Annotated in this window: 22 protein-coding genes; 16 read left to right on the top strand and 6 right to left on the bottom strand. The window is 30.6% G+C overall.

Annotated features, from left to right (window positions below; genetic code table 11):
* Positions 1–47 precede the first annotated feature (47 nt).
* Positions 48–191, top strand: a complete 144-nt coding sequence (locus BMY96_RS15980; RefSeq protein ID WP_175473531.1) for a hypothetical protein — start codon at positions 48–50, stop codon at positions 189–191.
* A 13-nt stretch (positions 192–204) separates the two neighbouring features.
* On the top strand, positions 205–675 hold the full coding sequence (locus tag BMY96_RS07040; RefSeq protein WP_245750555.1) for a hypothetical protein: 471 nt from the start codon (positions 205–207) through the stop codon (positions 673–675).
* A gap of 3 nt (positions 676–678) precedes the next feature.
* Here the strand turns inward: BMY96_RS07040 and BMY96_RS07035 are convergent, their stop codons facing one another.
* Complete coding sequence (locus BMY96_RS07035) at positions 679–3,105, bottom strand: outer membrane beta-barrel protein (protein WP_092850823.1); 2,427 nt, start codon at positions 3,103–3,105, stop codon at positions 679–681.
* A gap of 174 nt (positions 3,106–3,279) precedes the next feature.
* Between BMY96_RS07035 and BMY96_RS07030 the strand changes: the two genes are divergently transcribed.
* The 4 genes from BMY96_RS07030 (at position 3,280) to BMY96_RS07015 (ending at position 6,649) form a co-directional block, all read left to right on the top strand.
* On the top strand, positions 3,280–4,482 hold the full coding sequence (locus BMY96_RS07030) for an alanine dehydrogenase (protein ID WP_092850821.1): 1,203 nt from the start codon (positions 3,280–3,282) through the stop codon (positions 4,480–4,482).
* A gap of 32 nt (positions 4,483–4,514) precedes the next feature.
* On the top strand, positions 4,515–4,889 hold the full coding sequence (locus BMY96_RS07025) for a hypothetical protein (RefSeq protein ID WP_092850819.1): 375 nt from the start codon (positions 4,515–4,517) through the stop codon (positions 4,887–4,889).
* A gap of 1 nt (position 4,890) precedes the next feature.
* A complete protein-coding gene (locus BMY96_RS07020; protein ID WP_092850817.1) occupies positions 4,891–5,484 on the top strand; it encodes a sugar transferase in 594 nt (197 codons plus the stop codon).
* Between the two features lie 100 nt (positions 5,485–5,584).
* Entirely contained in the window at positions 5,585–6,649 is a 1,065-nt protein-coding gene (locus BMY96_RS07015; RefSeq protein WP_092850815.1) for a polysaccharide biosynthesis protein, read from the top strand.
* On the opposite strand, the gene BMY96_RS07010 is transcribed toward BMY96_RS07015, so the two are convergent.
* A complete protein-coding gene (locus BMY96_RS07010) occupies positions 6,642–7,817 on the bottom strand; it encodes a proline dehydrogenase family protein (RefSeq protein WP_092850813.1) in 1,176 nt (391 codons plus the stop codon). The two genes, BMY96_RS07015 and BMY96_RS07010, sit on opposite strands and share 8 nt — an antisense overlap.
* A 93-nt stretch (positions 7,818–7,910) precedes the next feature.
* On the opposite strand from BMY96_RS07010, the gene aroB reads away from it, so the two are divergent.
* Positions 7,911–8,978 (top strand): 3-dehydroquinate synthase, encoded by a 1,068-nt coding sequence (aroB, locus tag BMY96_RS07005; RefSeq protein ID WP_092850812.1) that lies wholly within the window; start codon positions 7,911–7,913, stop codon positions 8,976–8,978.
* Positions 8,979–9,058: 80 nt separating this feature from the next.
* Here aroB and BMY96_RS07000 read toward each other — a convergent pair whose 3' ends face one another.
* The 4 genes from BMY96_RS07000 to BMY96_RS06985 form a co-directional block, all read right to left on the bottom strand.
* Positions 9,059–11,440, bottom strand: coding sequence for a GumC family protein (locus BMY96_RS07000; RefSeq protein WP_092850810.1), 2,382 nt, complete (start codon positions 11,438–11,440; stop codon positions 9,059–9,061).
* A gap of 9 nt (positions 11,441–11,449) precedes the next feature.
* A complete protein-coding gene (locus tag BMY96_RS06995; RefSeq protein ID WP_245750554.1) occupies positions 11,450–12,238 on the bottom strand; it encodes a polysaccharide biosynthesis/export family protein in 789 nt (262 codons plus the stop codon).
* Positions 12,239–12,307: 69 nt separating this feature from the next.
* Positions 12,308–14,260, bottom strand: a complete 1,953-nt coding sequence (locus BMY96_RS06990) for a nucleoside-diphosphate sugar epimerase/dehydratase (protein WP_092850808.1) — start codon at positions 14,258–14,260, stop codon at positions 12,308–12,310.
* The gene (locus BMY96_RS06985; protein ID WP_092850932.1) at positions 14,257–15,387 is read right to left on the bottom strand and encodes an aminotransferase class I/II-fold pyridoxal phosphate-dependent enzyme; all 1,131 of its coding nucleotides are present in this window, start codon (positions 15,385–15,387) and stop codon (positions 14,257–14,259) included. The genes BMY96_RS06990 and BMY96_RS06985 overlap by 4 nt, the downstream gene beginning before the upstream one ends.
* Before the next feature lie 881 nt (positions 15,388–16,268).
* On the opposite strand from BMY96_RS06985, the gene BMY96_RS06980 reads away from it, so the two are divergent.
* The 9 genes from BMY96_RS06980 to BMY96_RS16170 are packed head-to-tail and all read left to right on the top strand — an operon-like array spanning position 16,269 to position 26,622.
* Positions 16,269–17,252, top strand: coding sequence for an SDR family oxidoreductase (locus BMY96_RS06980; protein ID WP_092850806.1), 984 nt, complete (start codon positions 16,269–16,271; stop codon positions 17,250–17,252).
* 8 nt (positions 17,253–17,260) lie between these two features.
* Positions 17,261–18,640 (top strand): nucleotide sugar dehydrogenase, encoded by a 1,380-nt coding sequence (locus BMY96_RS06975; protein ID WP_092850930.1) that lies wholly within the window; start codon positions 17,261–17,263, stop codon positions 18,638–18,640.
* A 6-nt stretch (positions 18,641–18,646) separates the two neighbouring features.
* Positions 18,647–19,927, top strand: a complete 1,281-nt coding sequence (locus BMY96_RS06970; RefSeq protein WP_092850804.1) for a nucleotide sugar dehydrogenase — start codon at positions 18,647–18,649, stop codon at positions 19,925–19,927.
* A 22-nt stretch (positions 19,928–19,949) separates the two neighbouring features.
* The gene (locus tag BMY96_RS06965; RefSeq protein ID WP_139205229.1) at positions 19,950–21,473 is read left to right on the top strand and encodes a lipopolysaccharide biosynthesis protein; all 1,524 of its coding nucleotides are present in this window, start codon (positions 19,950–19,952) and stop codon (positions 21,471–21,473) included.
* Positions 21,474–21,477: 4 nt separating this feature from the next.
* Positions 21,478–22,749 (top strand): hypothetical protein, encoded by a 1,272-nt coding sequence (locus tag BMY96_RS06960; protein ID WP_092850802.1) that lies wholly within the window; start codon positions 21,478–21,480, stop codon positions 22,747–22,749.
* 10 nt (positions 22,750–22,759) lie between these two features.
* Complete coding sequence (locus BMY96_RS06955; protein ID WP_092850801.1) at positions 22,760–23,728, top strand: polysaccharide pyruvyl transferase family protein; 969 nt, start codon at positions 22,760–22,762, stop codon at positions 23,726–23,728.
* A gap of 14 nt (positions 23,729–23,742) precedes the next feature.
* A complete protein-coding gene (locus BMY96_RS06950) occupies positions 23,743–24,843 on the top strand; it encodes a glycosyltransferase family 4 protein (protein WP_092850800.1) in 1,101 nt (366 codons plus the stop codon).
* Positions 24,844–24,845: 2 nt separating this feature from the next.
* On the top strand, positions 24,846–26,060 hold the full coding sequence (locus BMY96_RS06945) for a glycosyltransferase (RefSeq protein WP_092850799.1): 1,215 nt from the start codon (positions 24,846–24,848) through the stop codon (positions 26,058–26,060).
* A 1-nt stretch (position 26,061) separates the two neighbouring features.
* Positions 26,062–26,622 carry a serine acetyltransferase gene (locus BMY96_RS16170; RefSeq protein ID WP_139205228.1) on the top strand — a complete coding sequence of 187 codons (561 nt, stop codon included), beginning with the start codon at positions 26,062–26,064 and terminating at the stop codon, positions 26,620–26,622.

Below are 26,622 nucleotides of genomic sequence, written 5' to 3'. Positions count from 1 at the left end.
TCTTTGTATACTTTTGAGGTATTAATTCATTAAAATCCCTTAAAATTATGAAAACTAAAAAGTATTTAATTGCAGTAGCAATTTTCGGAGGCGTGTTATTCTTGGCTCAAGCAGCAAACCAGTTTAACGTCGATGCACAACAAACATCAAAAATCGAAAAAAACAGAATTAAAGTACCTGCAAGGGGATAAAAAAGGTTTAGTTATGGGTAGCATTGTTGCTACTTTAATAGCTATTACCCCCTATTTATTTTACTTATACGAAAGTGTTCCAGATGTAAAAAGTTGGAACACTTTTTTTGGTCAATATGATAGCAGATATAACGAAAGTGTCTTTGTTTTAGCTTGGACCTTAACAGGTAAAATAATACCTCTATATTTATTATTTATTTGGTTTTTTACGTGTAGGCATTGGTGGTATCATGTGCTACTTATCCCTATAATGATGTATAGCTACCAGATATTTTATGCCATTAAGCAGGATATTACTAATCTAGATTCAAACCAACTTATATATTTAATACCCGTTATGGCAGTAATAGTACCCTCCATATATTTAATACGCGCTAGAATATTTAATAAAATTAATGATGCCAATAAATCATTGGAAGATTTTGAAGCCGAGTTTAAAATAACCCCGAAAACGTTTTGGGGCTTAATAAAAAAATATTTTTAAGAGTTATTTATTTTCTAGTCGGTCGCGTTCCTGTAATTTAAATTCTTTTTCCTTGGCTTTTAAACTAGAATTCCCAAATTTATAATTAAAACCGAAGGTAATAAGTCGATTTTCAATGCGTGAATAAGAAGTATTGTCCTGATTTAAGTATTTAGTAGTCTGGCTTAAGTTTAAACCATTAAAGGCATCGGTTATTCCTGCGTTTACAGATGCTTTATTGTTCCAAAAGGTTTTTCTAAAATTAATATCCAAACTAGATCTAGAACTATATTCCGATGGACCGTCTACTATACTAGATAAATAAAACAAAGAAACATCAGCTGTTAAACTTTTGTCCTTCAAAAAAGAAAAATAATTAATAATTTGCCCATATAAACTCCACTGGCTTTTATTAACCAAAGCATTTTCACTCTCAATAGCGAAAAATTGATTGTCATAATAAAATATAGACGATAAAAGGTAGATATTCCAATAATTATTAAGAACTGCTGTGTACGATGTAAAATCTAATCCGTAAGAAATATTTCTATCAATATTAGTGTTTACATATTTTAAAATGTTGTTAGTATTATCCTGAAACGTTATTTCGATTGTAGGATTATTTTCATATCTATAATAAGCTTCAAAAGTATATTTTTGATTTATTGTATAACCCAAAGTAAAAGCATCATCTATTTGCGGCACTAAATTAGGGTTACCCGTTATATATGAATTGTCGTTTAAAAAATATTTATACGGGTTTAATTGGTTATATCTTGGCCTGTAAATACGTTTGTTATAGTTTAAGTAAATTTCGTTTTTATCATTTATAGTATGAAGCAAATGTAAGGATGGAAAAAAATTTGTGTATTTATTGTTGTTTAACGTATTACTTGATAATGAATTTCCTTTAATGTTTGTAAACTCTGTTCTTAAACCTACTTTTAGGTCCCATGAATTCCATTCTTTCGATAAACTAGTATAAAGCGCAAAATTAGTTTCATCATATAAAAACACATCAGAATTTTCTATATCTTCAACCTTAAGACCATTTATAATATTGTTTTGCTGTAATTCACTTTTAGAATTTATGCTAGATACCTTTATACCCGACTCAAAAAAAGTAGAATTGTCTATAGGTAATTCATAGTCCATTTGACTTGTATATAACTTTATTTCTTGACTTGAAAATGTTTGGAAATTATTGTTTCTCAAAAAGGAATTATCTGGTAAAAAGTACTTGGTGTCGACATCTTGAAAACTAGAAAAACTATAAGCTGTATGGTGTGTATTAACCGATAATTTTTCGCCTTCTTTATTGAATTTATGAATATAATCTAGTGTAAATGCTAAATTTAAATTTTCATCTACTTTTAAGTTATTGGTTATAAAAGTAGAATCTAATATTTTATTAGCATTAAATACCCTAGTGGTAGAATTTACCTGGTTTTGGGTTTGTTTTCTTGGTGCTAGTAGCATGCTTGCAGAAAAACTTAGGCTATTTTTTTTATTAAATTCGTAGTCAACATTGGTATTAATGTTTTGATTTGAGCTTTTACGTACCCTTTCAAAATCTGTATCCCAACTAGTAGTGTTTAAGTTGTTTTCAAAAAAATTAACAGACTCTTCATTATTTCTAAACTCTTTTTTAGGACTTTTACTATAATTTAAGTAAAAATTCATTTTTTTAGTTTTAAAATAATGGCTCGTACCAAACGCGTATTTAGGAAATTTAGAGCCTTGTTTATAAGTACCATATATACTACCATTATACCCAGCAATAATATTTTTACTAGTTATAATATTTATTACAGATCCACCTTCTGCTTCGTATTTTGCGGGTGGATTTGTAATTACTTCAATAGACTTAATATTACTAGCAGAAGTTCCTTGTAAAAGCTGTTTAACTTCATTCGAAGATAAATTTACGCGCCTATCATTGATATAAATTGTTGGTGTACCTTGTTTTACGGTAATAGTTTCATTCATAACTAAAACCCCTGGTGTATGTTTTAAAACATCAAAAACGTTATTATTAGAAAGTGTTGAGTTTTCTACATTAAAAACCAACCTATCCACCATGCGCTTAATCGTTGGTCTTTGCGCCACAATTGTTACTCCATTAAGTTCTTCAACGTTTTCCTTAAGAGTTATGGTACCTAATTGTTTATCTTCTTTTATTTCTAATGTTTTTATATATTTCTCGAAACCTAAAAAGCTAATACTTAAAATATATTCGCCGTTACTCAAATTATCAAACTTAAAATAACCATTATCATTTGTAATAACTCCATTTATATCCTGTGGTAAATCGGTATTATAAATGGTTACATTAGCATACGAAATAGGAGTTTTATAAGAATCTACAACCGTTCCAGCAACAACAAAATGTTGAGAAAAACAGAGTGAAGTGAGGGTTAAAAAATAGAAAGAAAATATTTTTTTAAACATGTGCTAATTTATAAAAATTAGATTATAACAATATAGTACTTAGTCTAAAAAAGTAAGTTTTTTACTAAAATTTCAGTAATTATAAAAAATGATATAAAAAAAAATTAGTTTAACAGAAATTTTTCTCATTAGAAAATTTATTTGTAATTTGAAATTTAATAATTTGATTTAAACATGTCGAAACAACCACTTTCGCCTTTTACCAAACAACAGCTTTTACCACAGGAAGAAACGCTTGAAATCTATAAAAAAAAAGGAGAACTTTTTATAGGTGTACCTAAGGAAACAGCTTATCAAGAAAAACGAATTTGTTTAACTCCAGATGCTGTATATGCCCTTGTTAGCAACGGACATAGAGTTTTAATTGAATCTGGTGCTGGTGAAGGTGCAAGCTTTAGCGATAAGGATTATAGTGAGGCCGGAGCCGAAATAACTAAGGATACAGCTAAGGTTTTTTCGTGCCCAATGATTTTAAAGGTAGAACCTCCTACTCTCGATCAAATTAAGCTTATTAATCCGCAAACTATTTTAATATCTGCTTTACAACTTAAAACACAAAGTAAAAAATATTTTGAAGCTCTAGCCTCAAAAAGAATAACAGCCTTGGCATTTGAGTTTATTAGAGATACTGATGGCAGTTATCCTGCAGTGAGATCCTTAAGCGAAATTGCAGGAACAGCATCTGTATTAATTGCTTCGGAGTTACTTTCGGATACAAAAACGGGAAATGGTTTAATGCTTGGTAATATTAGTGGCGTGCCTCCTATTGAAATTGTTATTTTGGGAGCAGGAACTGTTGGCGAGTTTGCTGCTAGAAGTGCATTGGGTCTTGGTGCTGGTGTTAAAATATTCGATAATTCAATAACTAAATTAAGACGCATTCAGGCACAACTTGGGCGACCTCTATTTACGTCAACCATACAACCTAAAAATTTATTAAAAGCTTTAAAACGATGCGATGTAGTTATTGGCGCTGTTAGAGGTACTAACAGAGCACCTATAGTTGTTTCAGAGGAGTTGGTTCGCTCAATGAAAAAGGGAGCCATAATAATAGATGTTAGTATAGATATGGGCGGTTGTTTTGAAACTAGCGATGTAACTTCACACAGACAACCTACATATATAAAACACAACGTAGTACATTATTGTGTACCAAATATACCTGCAAGATACCCTAGAACAGCTACAGTATCCATTAGTAATATATTCACTCCTTATTTGCTTAAAATAGCAGAAGATGGCGGTATAGAAAATTCTTTAAGATTCGACAAGGGTTTAAAAAATGGATTGTACTTTTACCACGGTATTTTAACAAGTAAATCTGTTGGCGAGTGGTTCGATTTAAAATATAGTGATATTAATTTACTAATATTTTAAACCATTACTTTAAACAACACTAAAATTTTTAAATGAGTTTAATTCAGCGTATTGGTTATTATTTGGGTGGTTTTTCATTAGGCTTAATCATTTTGGCATTTTTTTTAAATGGAAAAAAAACGTCCTGTAGTTATGGTCCAGATTCTAGAGTTTTAAAAAACATTAACTCTAAAAACCTTATTTATAGTGAAAATATTTCTCAAGCTTTATTAGCTAAAGACATAGATTCTCTTGGTGTCGCCTATATTTTAAAAAAAGGAGATATCAATTTTTCTGAAAGCACACCCAGACAAGAGCCTTGTGGGGTTTATACTATTGATGCAAACTATAATGAAAAAGAACTGAGTTTAGTGGTTCAAAACTGTGATAGTATAGCTACGCTTCAAAATTTAATAATCAAAAAATAGTATGACTAAACGACTTTTTGATGTTGTTTTTTCTATAATAGGATTATTAGTGCTATCTCCTATTCTATTAATAATTGCCATTCTAATAAAACTAGACTCTAAAGGCCCAGTACTTTTTATTCAAGAGCGTGTGGGTAAAAACAATATAAATTTCAATATTTATAAATTTAGAACCATGCGAACGGATTCTAATAAAAAGGGACTACTAACTCTGGGTAACAACGATTCTAGAATTACTAAAATAGGTTATTTTTTAAGGCGATTTAAAATAGATGAATTTCCGCAACTTATAAATATTATAAAAGGAGATATGAGTTTTGTTGGTCCTAGACCAGAATTACGTTACTATGTTAACTTTTATACCGAAGATGATCTTAAGATATTTAAAGTTAGACCCGGAATTACTGGATTAGCATCCTTGAAGTATAGAAACGAGGTAGAACTTTTAAAGGCAGCTAAAGATCCAGAAGCGTACTTTATTAACACAATAATTCCCGATAAATTAAGATATAATAAAGAATACGTAAAACGAAAAAGTTTTTTATTCGATTTAAAACTTATTGCTAAAACCATTATTAAAGTTATAACTAAATAAAGTTGAAAATTTAATTTACTTATAGCATTATTATTAATAAATTTCAAAATAACTTCTAAACAATTAAAAGTTACTTAAAATAGCATAGTAATTCTTCAAAATGAACACAGAAATTAAAAATTATATTGACGAATTACTTAATGACTCAGGATTATTTTCCCTGAATACTTCTACAAAAAAAGACTGTGAGTTTGACTTCTCTAACGATGTTATTTTAATTACCGGTGCTGCAGGCTCTATAGGCAGCGGACTAGTACACCAATTAATTAACTGCAAATACAAAAAACTAATATTAATTGACAATGCAGAATCGCCACTTTACCAATTAATTAAGGAACTAGAGTTTAAAGCTATTAAAAATGTAAACTTTAAATTAATTGACATTACAGATGTAGACGCTGTAAAACTTATATTTATTAAATATAAGCCAACCATTATTTTTCATGCGGCAGCCTACAAACATGTACCATTAATGGAAAGTAATGCCTATAGAGCAGTAAAAGTAAATGTTTTGGCAACTAAGCAACTTGCCGATTTAGCACATGAATTTAATATTAAAAAATTCATTTTTATTTCTACAGATAAGGCGGTTAACCCAATTAATGTTATGGGATTATCTAAAAAAATTGGAGAAAACTATATTACGTTTTTAAACTCTAAAAGTGACACTTTATTTATTAATACAAGGTTTGGTAATATATTAGGGTCCAATGGTTCTTTAGTTCCTTTATTAAAAAAACAAATAGACTTTGGTTACCCAGTAACTATAACAGATAAAAACATTTCTAGATACTTTATAAGCAAACATAAGGCATGTAAGCTCATTTTAAAACTTGCTTATAATAATTATCAAGAAACAACCTATACTTTTAATATGGGAAACCCCATTAAAATTATGGATATAATTAATAGACTAATTATAAAATGTAACAAAAAATCTATTGACATAGAACTAAAAACAACTGGTTTACGCCCTGGCGAAAAATTTAGCGAAGAAATAATAACTAATAATGAAATACTAGTTCCTACAAGTAATAGTGGTATACTTGTGGTAAAGCAAAAATCAAAAGAGAAAATTATTGCTATTAATTTTCAAGACTTAGAAAAAGTTACCCCAAAAACTCCTAATAAAGACATTAAAGCATTGTTGCAAAAGCTTATATAGATTTTCGCCGCTTTTTCTCCTTAGTTAATAGAGCTAATTCTCTTCCTGTTTGTCCAGCCACCGATGTGTTTTCTTCTGCCCTACGTATTAAATAAGGCATGACATCTTTAACGGGACCAAATGGCAAGTATTTAGCAACATTATAGCCTTTATTAGCCAAATTAAAACTAATATGATCACTCATACCGTACAATTGGCCAAACCATACACGCGGGTCATTGTGTAATAAACCTTTGTTCTTCATTAAATCCATTAACAAATACGAACTATCTTCATTATGTGTGCCAGCAAAAATAGACATGCAATCTAAATTATCCATTATATATCTAACACCCTTATTAAAATTCTCATCGGTTAATGCTTTACTACCACAAATTGGCGATTGATAACCTCCTGCTTCTGCCCTATCTTTTTCTTTTTCCATATAAGCGCCTCTAACCACTTTATAACCAAGAAAATATTTTGCTTTTTTTGCTTTTTCGTGCTCTTCCTGTAAAAAAGCTAGTCTATCGTGTCTGTACATTTGTAGCGTATTAAACACTATAGGTTTTTCTGTGTTATACTTTTGCATTAAAGTAGTTACTAAATTATCAGCTGCTGTTTGTATCCAACTTTCTTCGGCATCAATTAATACTGCTACATCAATTTCTTTAGCCTTACTACAAACCTTTTCAAACCTACTAATTATACGTTGCCATTCTTGCGCTTCCAAGTTACTTAACTTCTCATTTTTTGAAAGTTTTTCATATATCGCAACACGACCAAAAGCAGTAGGCTTAAATACAGCAATAGGAATGGCGTCAATTTCTTTAGCAAATTCAATTATTTTTACAATCTTATCGCATGCGGCATCAAATTCATTTTCAGCTTCTTTTCCTTCTACCGAATAGTCTAAAACCGAGCTAACACCTTTAGTAAACATATTATTGATAACTGTTAAACAATCATTTTCGCTAACACCTCCACAAAAATGATCGAAAACAGTTGACCGAATTAAGCCTTCAATTGGTAAATGTGCCTTAATTGCAAAATTTGTAGCTGCAGTTCCAATGCGCACTAAAGGCTCAATAGATATCATTTTAAATAAAAAATAAGCACGTTCTAATTCGGAGTCCGACTTTAAAGAAAAAGCAACTTCGGTATTATCAAAAATTAAATCGGTATTCATTTCAAAAAATTTGCATAAATATAATTATATCTAAGTTACCTTTTTATCTAAAAACTCCTTAATTTCACAGCCTTAAAAAACAACATTTATTTTATGGATTCTATAAAGGCTAATGATAGTATTGTACATTTTAATGAAACGTGTTACAATAATATAAATGAGCATATTAAAAACAGTAATTTCTCGAAAATTTTTATTTTAGTTGATGAAAACACACATGAACATTGTTTGCCTAAGTTTTTAAACCGACTTGAAACAGATAAAATAATTGAAATTATTGAAATTGAATCTGGCGAAGTAAACAAAAATATAGACACTTGCGTTGGTGTATGGAATACCTTATCTGAACTTAATGCAGACCGTAAGAGTTTAATGATAAACATTGGTGGTGGGGTTATTACCGATTTAGGCGGGTTTGTGGCCTGCACCTTTAAGCGTGGTATTTCTTATGTAAACGTGCCAACAACATTATTATCTATGGTAGATGCCTCTGTTGGAGGTAAAACAGGTGTAGATTTAGGGCACCTAAAAAACCAAATTGGTGTAATAAGTAATCCTGATTTGGTGCTTATTGATACATCTTTTTTAGACACTTTATCTAAAGAACAAATGCGTTCTGGATTGGCCGAAATGCTTAAACATGGTTTAATAACCGGAGAGAACTATTGGAATAAATTTCAGGATTTATCGAAATTAACTCTAGATAATCTAGATGAGCTAATACACGAGTCTGTTATTATTAAAAGAAATGTTGTTGAAGAGGATCCTTTTGAAAATGGCCTACGTAAAACTTTAAATTTTGGTCATACTTTAGGACACGCTATAGAATCTTATTTTTTAAGTAATGAAAACAAGACCACATTATTACATGGTGAAGCTATAGTTGTGGGTATGATTTTGGCGAGCTATATTTCAACCGAATTGTTAGGTTTTCCAAAACAAACCACTCAAGATATAAAAGATTTATTTCTTAGCTATTATGATAAAGTAACTTTTGAAGATAAGGATTACGAAGCTATTATAGAGTTATTAAAATACGACAAAAAGAATAACCATGGAAATATTAATTTTGTGCTTTTAGAATCCATTGGTACTTGTAAGATAGATTGTTTAGTTGATAATAAAGTGATTTTAGACGCTTTTCAATTTTATGCAAATTAAGAACATGTAATTATATAATAACCAATAAAAAAAAGCATCTATTTAAATAGATGCTTTTTTTGTACTTAAACTTAGTGAGATTAAGATTTTTTAAATCGTCCAAATAATCCTTTCTTTTCAGGAGCTCCATAATAACCATATTTTGCACCATATCCAAAATTAGATTGTTTAACATCGTTCACTACAAGCATCATATTATTTAACTTATTTTCAGCATGCAATTCTTTTGCGAAGTTTAGTATTTTCTTTTCGGTATAATCTGCTCTAGTAATATAAGCGGTATGTCCGGCATATTTACTAATTAATAAGGTATCGGTAACTAACATGGCTGGAGCGGTATCCACAATAACATAATCGTAATGAGCAGAAACCTCTTCAAATAATTGTTTTAATCTATCACTCATTAACAACTCTGCAGGATTTGGAGGTACTATACCAGATAGGAGTACATCAAGATTAATATTATTAATATTTAATTCATTAATAGTTTCCTTTATAGTAATAGAGCTATCTCCCAAATACTCTGTTAAACCTCTATCTACAATGTTTTTTGCGTTCTTTTTAATTGCAGAAAATATTTGTGGATTTCTAATATCTGCACCTATTAACAATACTTTTTGATTTGTATTAGCAATAGTAAGTGCTAAATTTGAACTAAAAAAAGACTTTCCTTCATTGTTAATGGTTGAAGTTACAAAAACAACATTATTAAACGCTTTAACATCTTTACTTCGTCTAACAAAATCTAAATTGGTTCTAATTATTCTGAAAGACTCAGATAGAATGGATCTATCGTTTTTCTGAACTAGATGGTTATCTCCATTACTTAGCTTTGGAATTTCTCCTAACACGGATATGTTTTTAACTTCTCGTTCTAGGTCTTCTTTATTATGAATTTTTGTATCTAATAAACCTTTAATATAAATGATTCCAAAAGGTACAGCTAGTCCAAAAAATAAAGCCGCTATATAAGCTATTTTTTTATTAGGGGAAACAGGTCCACCATTGCTATTATAAGCTTCATCAATAATTTTTGCACTAGGCGATGTTGCCGTTAAGGATATGGCCGCTTCTTCCCTTTTTTGTAATAAATATAAATACAGTTGTTCTTTAATACCCTGTTTTCTCTCTATAGATCGTAATTTACTTTCTTGTCCTGGAACTGATAAAATTTTGGAATTAATCCTAGAGGATTGATTTTGTAGATTATTAATTCTAATTTTTAATGAATTACTGGAGTTATCAATACTCTGTGTTAAATTTTGACGAATACTAGAAAGTGTTTGATCTAGTTCAACTACTATGGGGTTTTGTTCTCCTGCACTTTTTAATAATGTCTTTCTTCTTTGTAATAACTCATTATACTTACTAGAAAGTCCTGCAATAGCAGCATCTCCCAATCCTAAGTTAGAAGGTACCGGTTGAAATTTTGCCGCATCATTTCCTAAAGCACCCTTCATTGAATTTAGTAAACTTAATTCTATTTTAGATTGATCCATGTCTTGCTGATTCATAGTACTGGATTCTAAAAATTTCATAGCTTCATTACTAACATCGGTTAGTTTATTACCAGTTTTAAAGCGTACAATACTATTATCAACATTTACAAGGTCTTCAGCAATTAACTCTACACGTTCATTAATAAAATCTGCAGTGTTATTGGATATTTCATTTTTTTTATCAATTGTAGACCTATTATATTCATCAATTAGTGTATTTATTATATCCTTGGCTTTTTGTATTACCGGATCTGTTAAACCAATACTAATTACTTTGGAAGATTTTCCAGAAGGTGCAATTTTAACTCTATTTTTTAAAGACTCTGAAAGACTTTCTAATTTCGCTATGTTTACTTTAATAGTGCTACCTATATAATTATTTAGTGTGGCTTCTACAGGAGTAACTATTATTCCTCCAAAATTTGTAGATATGGTTTCGCCAAACGTATATTTTTTAGCAATGGCATCCTCTTTTATCTTATATGTAAACTCAGTATTAGATAGTACTTGCACATAAAAACTAAAGCTTATATTATCTATAATAGAATCCGACTCAATAAAGTTTAAAGTAATAGGCGATTTTTTGTATAACTCTATTTCTTGTATTCTACCCTTAGCGTAATAGGTAACATTTAAATTAAGTTTTTTTATTATGTTTCTTAAAAAACTTCTAGATTTAATTACCTGTATTTCATCATCAACTTTGGCATCTTCTTTCTCAGAAAAAAGAGCCAAATCTTTTAAAGCTCCAGACGACTTGTCACTATCATCAATAAGCATAATCTTAGCAACTGCAGAATATTGAGGTGTTGTATAACGTAACTTAAAAAAAGTTAATGCAACAAATACAATACAGCTAAAAACAAACCATTTCCATTGTTTTAAGTATGTAAATAGCATTTTCTTTAAATTAAAATCCTCAGAATTGCTATTAGATAAATTTTCATTTTCTATTAAAGCCATGTGTAATGTCTAATTTCTAGTAATCAATAATAATGAAGTTGTAACAAGGAAAGATACAACAGAAATAATGGTGCCAATTCTTGCATCACTAACAGATCCACTAATGGCAGATTTATTAGGCTGCACGTAAACCACATCATTTTGTGTAAGATAATATACAGGTGAATTAAATAATTCTTTACTTGTCAAGTCAAATCTAGAGTAGGTTTTTGTACCATTAAAATCTCTAATTACCAATACATTCTTTCTTTCTCCTTTTATAGTTAAATCACCGGCCATGGCTATGGCTTCAAGCAATGTTATGCGTTCTCCCGACACCTCATATCTACCAGGGTTATCTACTTCACCTAGAACAGATATTCTAAAGTTTAGAATTCTAATATTTACAATAGGGTCTTTAAGATAGTCAGAAAGTTTTTCTTTAAATAAAGTTTTAGCTTCTTCAACTGTTAAACCTAATAATTTAATTTTACCTAAAACAGGGTAATCAATATTTCCATTAATATCTATTACATAATCAACAATTTCTGCTTGATTTTCTGTTGTACTCTTGTACATGTTAAAAGGCTTTACAGCCTCCAAATCGAATGTAGAAACAAATACACTTACAATGTCATTAACTTTAAATTTAGGTGTAAATGTATCGGTATCCACTAAGGTTTCGAAGTCCTTAGCGTTTTGAAAATAAATAATGTCTTTTTTAGAACCACAAGAGGTTAATAAAAAAATGAACATTAGAATTGATAATAATTTTTCCTTACAAGGTAATAATGGAATATTCATACTTATTTTAATCATTTAGGGCTTTAACCGAAATAAATATACGAGTTATTTATTTATAAATTAATCTTTATAAAAATAACTAATTTAAATGGTGCGTTTTTTTGTACTATTAGGTTTATTTAATATTCCTTTTGCTTTTTTATATGTTTTAACTCGAGCATCAAATCTTTCGTATTCAGAGTTATTAGATTTATACTCAGGAATTAAATTTTTCATTTTCATTACAATATTATTGCTTTGAAAACGATTTGTTATACAAAGCTCTTCAATTTCAGATTTTACTTTAGCATAATCAAGTTCCCTTGTTTTACTTATTAATATTTTTTTATGGTATGTAGACAAGGTGTTTTCACCATTAGCTAACAATTCTTCATATAACTTTTCTCCAGGTCTAAGTCCTGTAATTTTAATATCGATATCTTCGGGGTATCTTAATCCAGATAGTTTTATCATATTTTTGGCAAGGTCATAAATCTTAACAGATTCTCCCATATCAAAAATAAATATCTCTCCACCTTTACCCATAGTTCCTGCTTCTAATACTAATTGTGCAGCCTCAGGAATAGTCATAAAATATCTGGTAATATCTTTATGAGTTAAGGTTAAAGCACTACCTGCCTCTATTTGTTTTTTAAATAAAGGTATAACAGAGCCATTTGATCCTAATACATTACCAAAACGTGTAGTAATAAACTTGGTTTTACTTTCCTTTTGAAGACAGCTAATATACATTTCTGCCATACGTTTAGTAGCCCCCATTACACTAGTAGGATTAACGGCTTTATCTGTAGATACAAAAACAAATTTTTTCACATTATATCTCGACGCAGTATCTGCAAGCAATTTGGTGCCGTTTACATTAATTTTTATAGCTTCATAAGGCGATTTTTCCATTAAAGGGACATGTTTATACGCAGCGGCATGAAAAACCATAGTTGGTTTGTGCATTTGGAAAATGGTGTCCATTCTTAAGCCATCTCTAATATCTGCAACAATAGCCGTATAACTATGTTTACCTTCACGTTTTAAGTCTTGTTGTACATCATAAAGAGCAGATTCAGCCTGGTCTACTAAAATTAAATGTTTAACATTAAAGTTCGATAATTGTTTTACTAATTCGCTTCCTATAGACCCAGCTGCTCCTGTAACAAGTACAGTTTCGCCATTAAATTCGCTTAATAAATTAGGGTTATCAATTTCAATTGGAGGACGCCCTAATAAGTCGTCTATTTGTACTTGTTTTATCTGTTTAGCACTTAACTCACCATTAATCCATTGTTCAATTGGTGGCACTTTGGTTACTTTTACACCAGAGTCAGACAAACTATCCATAAGTTGCATAAGTTTACTTGTCTCTGTATTTTGAGGTGTTACAATAATTTCATCAATGTCATTATTAAATAGATAATGTTCATTTAAAGCTTTATAATTTAAAATTGGAATTCCATTTATAATTTTAGAACTCTTTTTAGCTTGGTTATTAATAAAGGCTACTACTGTAAAACTTACCGTAGCATTATTTAGTAAAGCGTTATAGGTTGCAATTGCCGAGTCCCCTGTTCCATAAATTAACACACGTCTTGTAGATAAAAATTTACATTTCAAGTATTTGTAACCCATTTTAAAGGCTAATCTACTAGCACTAAGTATTACAAAACTTAATAGTGCATGTATTACTATTATTGAAAGCGGTATGGTAAATCCTGGAATAATACTAGCCGCTCTATTTGTTAGTACAAAGCATATACATAGTAGAGACATTAACAAAACAGATTTAAATACATTAAGAACATCTGTAAATCCCGTATGTCTAATAACACTTCTAAAAGACCCTACAAAAAGCATACTAACTGCAGAAACCACAATTAAGAATGGTATTTCTATAAAGAACTGATTTAAATCAAAATCTAATGTAAAATTAAACCTTATAACATAAGCAGCAAAAAAAGCAACTAAGATTAAAACCAAATCTATAGCAAATACCAACCACTTGGATACATATTTTTGAGAGAAGTTAATAAAATAATTGTTTATCATAATTTGAGGGTTTTAGTAATATTATTTAGGATTCTGGATAAATCATCCTGTGTTAAATTAGAGCCACTAGGTAAACAAAGTCCTCTTTGAAAAAGATCTTCAGAAATACCGTTACTAAAATGCAAATTATCCTTAAAAATAGGTTGCATATGCATTGGTTTCCATAATGGTCTAGATTCTATATCGTCTTTTAATAATTCTAATCTTATTTTTTCTCTTAATTCGAATGATGGTGTTTCAATACAAGTAATCCATCTGTTCGAAAAGAAGTTATCCGGTTCTTCTAAAAATGTAATGTCTTTAAATTCAGACAAATGTTTTTTGTAAAACTCAAAATTCTGTCTCCTAGCACGTACTCTATCATCAAGTACTTCCATCTGCCCTCTTCCTATACCTGCCAAAACATTACTCATTCTATAATTATATCCAATAGATGAGTGCTCATAATGAGCGGCATTATCTCTGGCTTGCGTTGCATAAAACACAGCTTTTTCTTTCAGCTCCTTTGTTTTTACTACTAACGCTCCTCCACCAGATGTTGTTATAATTTTATTACCATTAAATGAAATAATACCCATATCCGAAAGCATACCACACGTCTTACCAAAATAAGTGCTACCTAAAGCTTCGGCACTATCTTCAACTACCGGAATATCGTATTTATTAGCTATAGCATTAATTTCATTAGCTTTGTAAGGCATTCCATATAGATGTACGGCAATTATGGCTTTGGGTTTTTTGTGTTTTTCAATTCTATCTTTAATAGCAATCTCTAACAATTCTGGACACATATTCCATGTATCTCTTTCGCTATCTATAAATATAGGTGAAGCACCTTGATACAGAATGGGATTAGCTGAAGCCGAAAAGGTGAAGCTTTGACATAAAACTTCGTCACCACGTGTTACTCCTAAAAGCTTCAATGCCATATGAATAGAAGCTGTTCCTGAACTTAATACAGCTACTTCTTTTTTACCTCCTAAATAACTTTTTATATCATTTTCAAAGCCATCAACGTGCGGCCCAAGTGGAGCTATCCAATTAGTATCAAAAGCTTCTGATACATACTTTTGCTCTGAAGTTCCCATATGAGGGGAAGACAAATAAATTTTTGTTTTTGTTAGCATCATTTATTTAACTTAATTACAAGAAAAATTAGAACTTATAATTCTACAAGCCCATAAATTAATATTTAAATAAACATGAATAATATTCCCTCTAGTGTACATATAACAAAATTAATTTTGATAAAATAGTTAAACTAAGTATTAAACAACCACCAAACATTTAAAACGAATAAGTTATCCACAAATTCTTAATTTGAGAGTTTGAATATTTAAGTGTTTCCTGGTACTTATAAATTACATTTAATACAATTAAATTAATTTGCTATTAATCAATCTAATTTCATTTTGTTGAGACAAATTTAATAATTGTTTTAAATTTATTAACCATCAATCTAGTTATTTCGCTAAAACAGTATTTTAAATCGGTTAAATACCTTTTGTTTAATTTTCATAGTAAAAGTTAGCACATTATCGATAGCTGGACTAGCCTTTTTATAAGTAGTGGTACTTATTTTACCATAAAAAGCTTGTTGTTTTATAACTTAGATAAGGACCAGTAAATTAGTTATTCCTTTAGGTAGTTTATTTACGGGTAAATTGGAGGGCTGCGCTGTTTTCTTAGCCTTTATATTACTTATTATAGCTGATGAATGTATTTGTTCTAATAAACATTAAGTATTAAAAAAACAGTTATACTATACTTAAATATGATTATGGTTTTAACTATTGTGTTATAACGGTTATTTAAAAGCTGTACTGTAATTTTAATAAAAACAACTATTTTTAATCGGGGTTATAAAGTGCATTTTTACCGATAAATTCCTACATTCTATTTGTTTTAAGTTTTTTGTCGTAAAAAACCTCTACTTAGAATAATAAAAACGCTTGTTAATTTATTTTTTTACATATTTGTCCTGTAAAATAAAATAAACCCAAATTGAATGTTTCATAATTTACAAAATAAAACAGTTTTAGTCACAGGAGGAGCAGGTTTTATTGGCTCTAATTTATGCGAAGTACTACTAGCCAATAGCATTAAAACTGTCTGCTTAGATAATTTCTCAACAGGAAAAAGAAAAAACATTGAACCCTTTCTTGGTAATTCAGATTTTAAACTTATTGAAGGCGACATAAGAAATCTTGAAGATTGTAAAAAAGCATGTAAAGATGTTGATTATATTTTACATGAAGCAGCTTTAGGATCTGTACCACGTTCTATTAACGACCCTATTACTACTAATGATGTTAATGTATCTGGTTTTTTAAATATGTTAGTTGCAGCCAAAGATGCTCAAGTTAAACGCTTTGTATATGCTGCAAGTTCATCAACTTATGGGGACCATGAGGCGCTACCTAAAGTTGAAGATGTTATAGGAAAACCTTTATCTCCATACGCTATTACTAAATATGTTAATGAGTTATATGCCGATATTTTTCAGAAAACGTATGGCTTAGATACTATTGGTTTACGCTATTTTAACGTGTTTGGTAAGCGTCAAGATCCAGATGGAGCTTATGCAGCCGTAATCCCATTATTCGTAAAACAGTTTATAAATAAAGAATCTCCTATTATTAATGGAGATGGTAGCTACTCAAGAGACTTCACGTATATTGACAACGTGGTTCAAATGAATATTTTAGCATTAACAACTACTAACCAAGAAGCGTTAAATACCGTTTATAATGTGGCCTATGGCGACAGAACAACGCTTTTACAGTTGGCTAACGTATTAAAAAGCAACCTTTCTGAGTTTGATTCAACTATTCAGGACATCGATATAAAACATCGTGAAAACCGTGTTGGAGATATCCCCCATTCTTTAGCATCAATAGAAAAAGCTAAAAAACTTTTAAATTATAATCCTAAATTTAATATTAATAGCGGCATTAAAGAAGCTGTTAAATGGTATTGGAAAAATTTATAGTTACGCAAATGAAAGTTACAAAAATTTGTTGTATTGGTGCAGGATATGTTGGTGGACCAACCATGGCTGTAATAGCTAAAAAAAACCCAAACATAACAGTTACTGTTGTTGATGTAAATCAAGACAGAATTGATGCATGGAATAATGCCGATGTAAACAATCTTCCTATTTACGAGCCTGGTTTAGCTCAAATTGTTAAAGAAACCAGAGGAAAAAATTTATTTTTTTCTACAGAGATTGATAAAACAATTGATGAATCTGAGATGATCTTTATATCTGTTAACACGCCCACTAAAACCTATGGAAAAGGTAAAGGGATGGCAGCAGATTTAAAATATGTTGAGCTATGTGCAAGAAATATTGCAAAAGTAGCCACCACAAATAAAATTGTGGTAGAAAAATCGACTCTTCCAGTAAGGACAGCTCAAGCGATTAAAAGTATTCTAGATAATACAGGAAGCGATGTTAAATTTAGTATACTTTCAAATCCTGAGTTTCTAGCGGAAGGCACTGCTATTCAAGATTTAATTAATCCAGATCGTGTACTTATTGGGGGCGAATTTGAAGATGCTATTGAGGTTTTAGCTAATATTTATGCAAGTTGGGTACCACAAGATAAAATATTAAGAACTAACGTATGGTCTTCAGAGCTTTCAAAACTAACGGCTAATGCGTTTTTAGCGCAGCGTATATCGTCTATTAATGCCATTTCAGAGCTTTGCGAAAAAACCGAAGCCAATGTAAACGAAGTAGCAAAAGCTATTGGCATGGATTCTAGAATTGGACCTAAGTTTTTAAAAGCCTCGGTAGGATTTGGCGGGTCTTGTTTTCAAAAGGATATTTTAAATTTAGTATATATAGCACGCAGCTATAATTTGCATGAAGTTGCCGATTATTGGGAGCAAGTTACGCTATTTAACGATCATCAAAAAAGGCGATTTGCAGACCATATTGTAAATACACTTTATAATACCGTTTCCGGAAAAAAAATTGGGTTTCTGGGATGGGCGTTTAAAAAAGACACCAATGATACTAGGGAATCTGCTGCTATTTATGTGGCAGATTATTTGCTAAACGAACAAGCTAGCATCTCCGTTTACGACCCAAAAGTACCTGCTAAAAAAATGCAATCAGATTTAAATTATTTAAATACCAGGTCTGTAAGTGAAAACGAGCAACAAGTTACTGTATTTAGCAATCCTTACGAGGCACTAAAAGATACACATGCGGTTGCCATTTTAACAGAATGGGACGAATTTAAATCGTATGATTGGAACAAAATATATGTAAACATGAAAAAACCTGCTTTTATTTTTGATGGAAGAAACCTTCTAGACAAAACTGAAATGATAAAAATAGGTTTCGAATATTCTTCAATTGGACAATAATAAATTATGAATAAAGAAAAAATCGCGATTATAGGACTGGGCTATGTAGGCTTACCACTAGCTAGATTATTTGCAACCAAATACGCCGTGGTTGGATTCGATATAAACCAAAGACGAGTTTCAGAACTTACTCAAGGTAAAGATGTTACTTTAGAGGTTGAAGACGATATTTTAAAAGCTGTTTTAAAGGATACATCAAATGATAATGTAGGACTTTATTGTTCTCATAATATTAAAGATATTGAAGATTGTAATTACTACGTAGTAACAGTACCTACACCTATCGATAAAAATAACAGACCAGATTTAACGCCTTTATACAAGTCTAGCGAAACAGTTGGTAAAGTATTAAAAAAGGGAGATATTGTAATTTATGAGTCTACCGTTTATCCAGGAGCTACCGAAGATGAATGTATTCCTGTTCTAGAAAAAGTAAGTGGTTTAAAATTTAACCAAGATTTCTTCGCTGGCTATTCCCCGGAGCGTATTAACCCAGGAGATAAATTACATACCGTAGATAAAATTTTAAAAGTAACTGCTGGTTCAACACCAGAAATTGGTAAAAAAGTAGATGCTCTATATTCAAGCATCATTACTGCAGGAACTCACCTTGCTCCTACTATAAAGGTAGCCGAAGCCGCTAAAGTTATAGAAAACTCGCAACGCGATATTAACATTGCATTTGTAAACGAGTTAGCAAAAATATTTAATTTAATGGATATTGATACGCACGCTGTTTTAGAAGCAGCTGGTACAAAATGGAATTTTCTTCCGTTTAAGCCAGGTCTTGTTGGCGGACATTGCATTGGTGTAGACCCTTATTATTTAGCACAAAAAGCGCAAGAAGTTGGGTATCATCCAGAAATTATTTTAGCCGGCCGACGTGTAAATGATGGTATGGGGCAATATGTAGCTTCCGAAATCATTAAATTAATGGTTAAGAATGATATTAGAATAAAGGGAGCTAAGGTATTAGCATTAGGTATAACTTTTAAAGAAAACTGTCCGGATGTAAGAAATACAAAAGCCGTAGATGTTATTAGCCAATTAGCTAGTTTCGGCACTGCTATTACAATATATGATCCTTGGGCAAATCCTGAAGAGGTAAAACATGAATATAATTTAAAAACAACAAGAGATTTACCCCAAGAAAAATATGATGCTATTGTATTAACTGTAGCACATAAAGAGTTTCTAGACATTAATTTTAAGGCCCTATTAAATACAAATGGTGTGCTTTATGATGTAAAAGGTGTTTTAAAAGAGGGCGTAACCGGTAGATTATAAATCTATCCTAAAAACAATTATTTTGAGCCAATTAAAAAAAGGAGCCTTTTTAAACTATGCTACTATAGTTTTAACCAATGTAATTGGGTTACTAATGACGCCCTTTATATTAAACCATTTAGGAAAATCCGAATATGGAATTTACCTAACCATTGGGGCGTTAGTTGGTACCATTTCTTTATTGGATTTTGGTCTTAACAACACCATAGTTCGTTTTGTGGCTAAATACAGAGCAGAAAATGATAGTAAGGGTCAAGAAAACTTTTTAGCTACCACCATGCTTCTATACCTAATTATATCTACGGTTATTGTTAGTATTGGCATTATTTTTTATAATTATATCGATACGTATTTTACCAAAATGAATGCGTCCGAAATTGAAATTGCTAAAACCATTTATAAAATTTTTATTTTTAATTTAGCTATAGGTTTACCGGGAGCTGCTTTAACTGGTATATGTTATGGACACGAAAATTTTGTATTTCCAAAAACGCTTAATATTGCAAGATATATTTTACGTTCTATTACTGTAGTTGCGGTATTAATATTAGGAGGAAAATCCATTTCTTTAGTTATTATAGATTCTGTATTTAATATTCTAATTATAGGTATTACTAGTTATTATGTATTTAAAAAACTAAAGGTAAAAATTAAGCTACACGAGTTTTCTATAAAATTCATAAAACATATTTTTAGTTATTCTACCTGGATCTTTGTTTTTGCATTAGTGTCGTTATTTCAATGGAAAGCTGGACATTGGGTATTAGGCCGCATAAGTCCGCCAGAAATACTAACTATTTATGGAATTGGTATTGTTTTAGGAACTTACTACGGTGCCTTTTCAACAGCAATTTCAAGTGTGTTTTTACCAAGAGCAACAAAAATGTCTGTAGATGATGCTTCGGGTGAAGAACTTACAGATATGATGATAAAAATTGGTCGATTATCCTTTATAGTACTCATGTTTATTCTTACAGCGTTCACGCTTTTTGGAAAACAATTTGTATTTCTTTGGGTGGGTAGCGAATTAGGAGAAGACGGGAGTTTCCAATCATGGATCATTGCATTAATGATAATGGTTGCTTATACCCTGCCCCTAGTTCAAGGTTTTGGTAATTCTATTTTAGAAGCAAAAAGCAAATTAAGGTTTAAAGCCATATTATATTTATCCTTTATGCTAATAGGAACCGTATTAGGTGCTATTCTTGCCAAAAAGTATCAAGCCATTGGTATGATGGTGGGTACGGTAATAGCATGGTTAATTGTTCAAAATGTCATGAATTTTTATTATCATAAAACTATTGGTTTAAATATTCCTAGATTCTTTAAAAGCCTTTTAAACAAAACTTTTGTTGTAGTTATTATAGCTTTTGCTATAGGTTATGCTATAAATTTTATTCCTGGTTTTGGTTGGTGGAATTTTATTATAAAAGCGGTAATATATGCTGTAGTATTTTCATTGCTCATGTATAACATGGGCTTAATACCTTTCGAGAAACAACTATTTAAAACCACATTAAGTCCCGTACTAAAGTTCTTAAAATAATAACATGGTAAAACTTAATAACATACAATTAGCAGACCATAATCATAAGATTGTATATGATTATAGTACAAATACAAATTCAAAAAAATATTTTAATAAAAACATACCGTTTTATTCTAAATATAAGCAAGAATTATCAAGTGTACCTCAAAGTATTCTGGCTATTCCTTTTATTTCTAATGTATTACCTATTGCATGGTTTGCAGGTTTCAATATAGAAGTTCCGGAACTAGACGAAGATTTTTTTAATGCCTTAAAACAAGTTAAAATTGAATTTGAAAAGCAATTTCCGGACTATGAACTAAAGGGCGAAATTAAAGCCTTAAAACTTGTAAAAAACACAATTAGCCAAACAAACTCTGCCATGCTTTTTAGTGGCGGTGTTGATGCCTACGCAACCTACATTAGAACCTTTTCTGAAACCCCAGATTTAGTAACTATTTTAGGTGCAGATATTGAAATTGAAGATCAAGAACAATGGTTAAGCTTTACAAATTTTATAGAAGAAGAACCACTACTAAAACAAAATAAAAAGCGATATATAGAAACCAATGTACGTACGTTTTATACCTATCAAGTAGAGCTTTTACTAAAAGAAGTTGGTTGGTGGGGTAAGGTGCAACATGGCCTGTCTTTAATTGGTTCTCTTGCTCCTATATCCTATTTAAATGGTTATAATAAAATTTACATTGCATCCTCCTATACCGAGCAAATTGCTATCGCTTGGGGTTCAACACCACAAATCGATCAAAGTATTTCTTGGGCAGGTATAAAAGTTTTTCATGATGGTTACGAGCTCCAACGTCAAGACAAAGTCGATTTAATTACGCAGTTTTCAGAAGAAAAAAACATCAACTTTAAATTGCGTGTTTGTTATTCGGAGCTACGTAGCTCTTTTAATTGTAGCAAATGCGAAAAATGCTACCGTACCATTTTGGGTCTCATTCTTAACGGTAAAAACCCAAACAATTATGGTTTTAATGTGGATGAGCATGTTTACACAAAAATGTTTGCAAACCTAAACTATGGAAGTGCCAGTAAAGGCATGCAATATTTCTGGTGGGAACTCATGGAAAAGGCAAAAAACACAAAATCTATATACACATTTAAGGACGCCTCTATAGAGAAAATAGAACTAGATAGAATTAGGAATGGCGAAATCCATAACTTATTGCAGAAAAAAATTGACACACCTAAAAGTAAAAAAAGTAAAATAAAGTTTTTAATAAGAAATAAATTTTCAGGTTTATACAACATATATAAAAAATTAAGATAGCCCTTTTATTATGAAATACGGATTACTAAAATACGACGAAAACAAACGCTTTTTTAATGTAGGCGATAATATACAAAGCTTAGCGGCTAAACAATTTTTACCTAAGGTAGATACGTTTTTAAACCGAGAAAAGCTGGGAGAATATAAAGGTGAAAAAACTAAATTAATTATGAATGGATGGTTTACACATAACATTCATAATTGGGTACCTTCAGAAGATATCGACCCTTTATTTGTATCCTTTCACATGAATAATACCGCTGCTCCTTTTATGTTAAGCGAAAAAGGTATTGCCTATTTAAAAAAGCATGAACCTATTGGTTGTAGAGATCAATTTACGGCAAACACGCTTATAGAAAAAGGTATCGATGCTTATTTTACAGGCTGTTTAACCCTTACATTGGATTCGTATAAAGTACCAGACTCCCAACGTGGAGACGACATATACATAGTCGATCCTTTATACAGCTACCCAAGGCCAGAAAAAATATTTTATAACGCAAAAGCTACGGTGCGTAATGTTTTAAATGGTACAGCTTTTAAATTAAATAAAAAAAACAAACATTTAAAAAACTTTATTAGTCCAGAACTTTTAGAAACCGCACATTTTGTTAATCAGGAGCCGCCTTCAAATACCTATACCACAGAACAAAAGTTTGAAATGGCAGAAGATTTATTAAAAAAATATGCAAAAGCTAAATTAGTAATTACCTCTAGAATTCACTGTGCACTACCCTGCTTAGCGTTAGGAACCCCGGTAATTTTTGTTAATGGATTTGAAAGTTTTGTTGATTCTTGCCGTTTTGATGGTATTCTAGAGCTATTTAATAGAATTGATATCGATAGTAAAACCGGGAGTTTTACAAATAATTTTAATTTGGAAGGTAAAATTGATAAAAACACAAAAATAAAGAACCTTGAAAAGCATCATGATTTAGCTAATGCTTTAAAAGATCGAGTAAAAAAATTCTTATCATAAAACAATACTATTAAATGAAGCTTGTTTACATTGTAAATAGAATAGACGGCCCTGGCGGTTTGGAAAGAGTCCTTTCTATAAAAGCTAGTATGTTGGCAGATAAGTATGATTATGATGTACATATTATAACGTTGAACCAAGATCGTACAGATCTGTTTTATGAATTCAGTAATAAAATAGTTTACCATAATGTTATAGCAGTTGGTAATCCTATTCTAAAAGTGTTTAAGTATGTTAATAGTCTTCGAAAAACAATTGCATCTATAAACCCAGATGTTATAGCCGTTTGTGATGATGGACTTAAAGGATTGTTTTTACCCATATTATTAGGTAAACCAGCACCTATGGTTTATGAGAGGCATGTATCGCGTCAGGCTGGAAACTCAAGCGAAAACAAATCTATTTTATCAAAATTTAAAATAGGAATTACTTTTAAACTCATGAATTTTGGAGCTAAATTCTACAATAAATTTGTGGTTTTAACTAATGGTAATTTAAATGAATGGCGTTTAAAAAACATTATGGTAATCCCAAACCCGCTTTCCTTTTATCCCGAAGAAAGTAGTACTCTTAGTAATAAAATAGTTTTGGCCGTTGGTAAACAGAGCTACCAAAAAGGATATGACCGTTTATTAAAAAGTTGGCAAATGGTAAATAAAAAATTTCCAGACTGGACATTGCATATTTATGGTACCATTAGTAAAAAAGAAAATCTAGACGGATTAGCTAAAACACTTAATATTAAAGATATTGTGAATTTTTACCCTCCAGTAAAAAACATAAAAGAAAAATATAAAGAAGCGTCTGTATATGTTTTATCCTCACGCTATGAAGGCTTTGGCATGGTCCTAACAGAAGCTATGGCCTACGGTGTACCTTGTGTAGCATTTAATTGCCCTTATGGCCCATCAGATATTATAACAGATAAAAAAAATGGTATTATAGTTCCAAATGGCGATGTTAAGGGTTTAGCTCTAGGTGTTATCAAGCTTATAAATAATGAGGAACTTAGAAAAAACATGGGGCAAAAGGCTAAAATAGATGTAAAGCGTTATTTCCCCGAACAAATAGTAGCCCAATGGGACAATTTATTCCAGAGTTTAATTAAAAAATAATTATGAAACGTATTTTACTAATTTTACCCTATGGCGGTGTTGGAGGCATGGAACGATTAGCGTATTCCTTTTATAATTTCTACAAAAAACAGGGGTATTTTATTAAAGCTGTAAAGTTCATAAAATTGGAATCTGATATTATAAATTTTGATGAAGATGAGTTATTCTTATCAAAATTAGACTATCAAGACATGACAAAAGCTAATAGGTTATTATTTAATTTAAAGGCCCCATTAAAGCTTCGGGCTTTAATTAAAAAACACAAAATAACACACTCTATAGCATTTGGAGATCCACCAAACCTATACAGCTCACTTACATTTACAAATGAATATAAAATAGGAAGCATACACGCGTTAAAAAGTGTAGAGCTAAGTAATAATTCTAAACTAAGTAAACTTACTAGGTTTGGTTTTAAATACACCTATAAAAAGCTAGATAAGTTAGTATGTATAAGTAAAGCTATAAAGGAAGATTTAATAAAACAATGTGATTATAAATTTGAAGAAAACTTAAAAGTCATTTATAACCCACATGATATAGAGGAAATTAATAAAAAAGCTTTAGAACCTTTAAACGCAAAAGAACAAGACACGCTTTTTAAAACAAAAACACTGCTGTTTTTAGGTAGGCTATCTACTCAAAAATCACCTTGGCACTTAATAAAAGCGTTTTCGTTACTGCTAAAAGAAAGTCCAGAAACCCAATTACTAATTATTGGAGATGGTGATGCATCTGTTACCAATCATGTTAAGTCTTTAATCGAAACATTTAAAATTGATAAAAACGTTGTTTTTTTAGGTAGAAAATCTAACCCATATAAATACCTTGCAAAAGCAGATGCTCTAGTACTTTCGTCACACTATGAGGGCACACCAAATGTTATTGTAGAAGCCATTTGTTTAGGTACACCTATTGTTACTTCAAATTGTACCGAGGGTATATTAGAACTCATGAGTTTAAAAGCGCACAATAAAACCAATAAAAACTTAATAGTAGAAAGTGGGATAATTACACCTAATTTGTTTAAAGGGCGTTTAGGCATACCAAAAGATAATACATTTATTCAAGAAGAAACCTTATTTGCCAACGCATTGCATGATGTATTGCATACCCAAACATATCGCAATACATTACAAAACCACAAAAATAATTTGTTAGACAAGTTTAATTTAGAGCATGTAGCTAATACGTATTTAAATGATAAAATAAATTAATATGAAGTTTATACATGGTTTTATTTATACTTTACTTTTAATACCGCATCTTATAATTTATAAACGTAGTTCGGTAAAGGCTACAATAGATATGGATATTGAAAGATGGGCAAAAGAAAAACAAATTTCTGGATCTCATACCAAGCTACTCATTAGGTTTTTATCCCTTTCTCCAGACTTTAGAACCATTTTTTATTTTAGAAATAGAAGTCTAATTACAAGCTTGCTTAATATTTATATGCCTAAGGAAAAATATTTTAGAATAGATATGTCTACTAAACTAGGCGGAGGTATTTTAACAGGGCACCCTTATAGTACCATATTAAATGCAGAATCTATAGGCGAAAACTTTTATGTTAACCACTTAGTAACCATTGGCGAAGTTAATGGTAAACGCCCCATAATAGGCAATAATGTTTCTATTTATACAGGAGCAATAGTTATAGGAGGTATTACCATAGGCGATAATGTTAAAATTGGCGCAGGTAGTGTGGTAACAAAAAATATTCCAGCCAATAGTACAGTAGTTGGCAACCCTGCAAGAATTATAAAACTAGAATAA

It is taken from the genome of Algibacter pectinivorans, assembly GCF_900112595.1.
GTDB lineage: Bacteria > Bacteroidota > Bacteroidia > Flavobacteriales > Flavobacteriaceae > Algibacter_B > Algibacter_B pectinivorans.
This window is presented reverse-complemented; position numbering and strand designations above follow the sequence as displayed.

Coding starts and splice junctions, on each gene's coding strand:
- BMY96_RS07040 (WP_245750555.1), top strand. CDS start 205: ATGGGTAGCATTGTTGCTACTTTAATAGCTATTACCCCCTATTTATTT.
- BMY96_RS06990 (WP_092850808.1), bottom strand. CDS start 14,260: ATGATAAACAATTATTTTATTAACTTCTCTCAAAAATATGTATCCAAG.
- BMY96_RS06950 (WP_092850800.1), top strand. CDS start 23,743: ATGAAGCTTGTTTACATTGTAAATAGAATAGACGGCCCTGGCGGTTTG.
- BMY96_RS07035 (WP_092850823.1), bottom strand. CDS start 3,105: ATGTTTAAAAAAATATTTTCTTTCTATTTTTTAACCCTCACTTCACTC.
- BMY96_RS07000 (WP_092850810.1), bottom strand. CDS start 11,440: ATGGCTTTAATAGAAAATGAAAATTTATCTAATAGCAATTCTGAGGAT.
- BMY96_RS16170 (WP_139205228.1), top strand. CDS start 26,062: ATGAAGTTTATACATGGTTTTATTTATACTTTACTTTTAATACCGCAT.
- BMY96_RS06995 (WP_245750554.1), bottom strand. CDS start 12,238: ATGATTAAAATAAGTATGAATATTCCATTATTACCTTGTAAGGAAAAA.
- BMY96_RS06970 (WP_092850804.1), top strand. CDS start 18,647: ATGAATAAAGAAAAAATCGCGATTATAGGACTGGGCTATGTAGGCTTA.
- BMY96_RS06975 (WP_092850930.1), top strand. CDS start 17,261: ATGAAAGTTACAAAAATTTGTTGTATTGGTGCAGGATATGTTGGTGGA.
- BMY96_RS06980 (WP_092850806.1), top strand. CDS start 16,269: ATGTTTCATAATTTACAAAATAAAACAGTTTTAGTCACAGGAGGAGCA.
- BMY96_RS06945 (WP_092850799.1), top strand. CDS start 24,846: ATGAAACGTATTTTACTAATTTTACCCTATGGCGGTGTTGGAGGCATG.
- BMY96_RS07030 (WP_092850821.1), top strand. CDS start 3,280: ATGTCGAAACAACCACTTTCGCCTTTTACCAAACAACAGCTTTTACCA.
- BMY96_RS06955 (WP_092850801.1), top strand. CDS start 22,760: ATGAAATACGGATTACTAAAATACGACGAAAACAAACGCTTTTTTAAT.
- BMY96_RS07010 (WP_092850813.1), bottom strand. CDS start 7,817: ATGAATACCGATTTAATTTTTGATAATACCGAAGTTGCTTTTTCTTTA.
- aroB (WP_092850812.1), top strand. CDS start 7,911: ATGGATTCTATAAAGGCTAATGATAGTATTGTACATTTTAATGAAACG.
- BMY96_RS07020 (WP_092850817.1), top strand. CDS start 4,891: ATGACTAAACGACTTTTTGATGTTGTTTTTTCTATAATAGGATTATTA.
- BMY96_RS07015 (WP_092850815.1), top strand. CDS start 5,585: ATGAACACAGAAATTAAAAATTATATTGACGAATTACTTAATGACTCA.
- BMY96_RS06985 (WP_092850932.1), bottom strand. CDS start 15,387: ATGCTAACAAAAACAAAAATTTATTTGTCTTCCCCTCATATGGGAACT.
- BMY96_RS06960 (WP_092850802.1), top strand. CDS start 21,478: ATGGTAAAACTTAATAACATACAATTAGCAGACCATAATCATAAGATT.
- BMY96_RS07025 (WP_092850819.1), top strand. CDS start 4,515: ATGAGTTTAATTCAGCGTATTGGTTATTATTTGGGTGGTTTTTCATTA.
- BMY96_RS15980 (WP_175473531.1), top strand. CDS start 48: ATGAAAACTAAAAAGTATTTAATTGCAGTAGCAATTTTCGGAGGCGTG.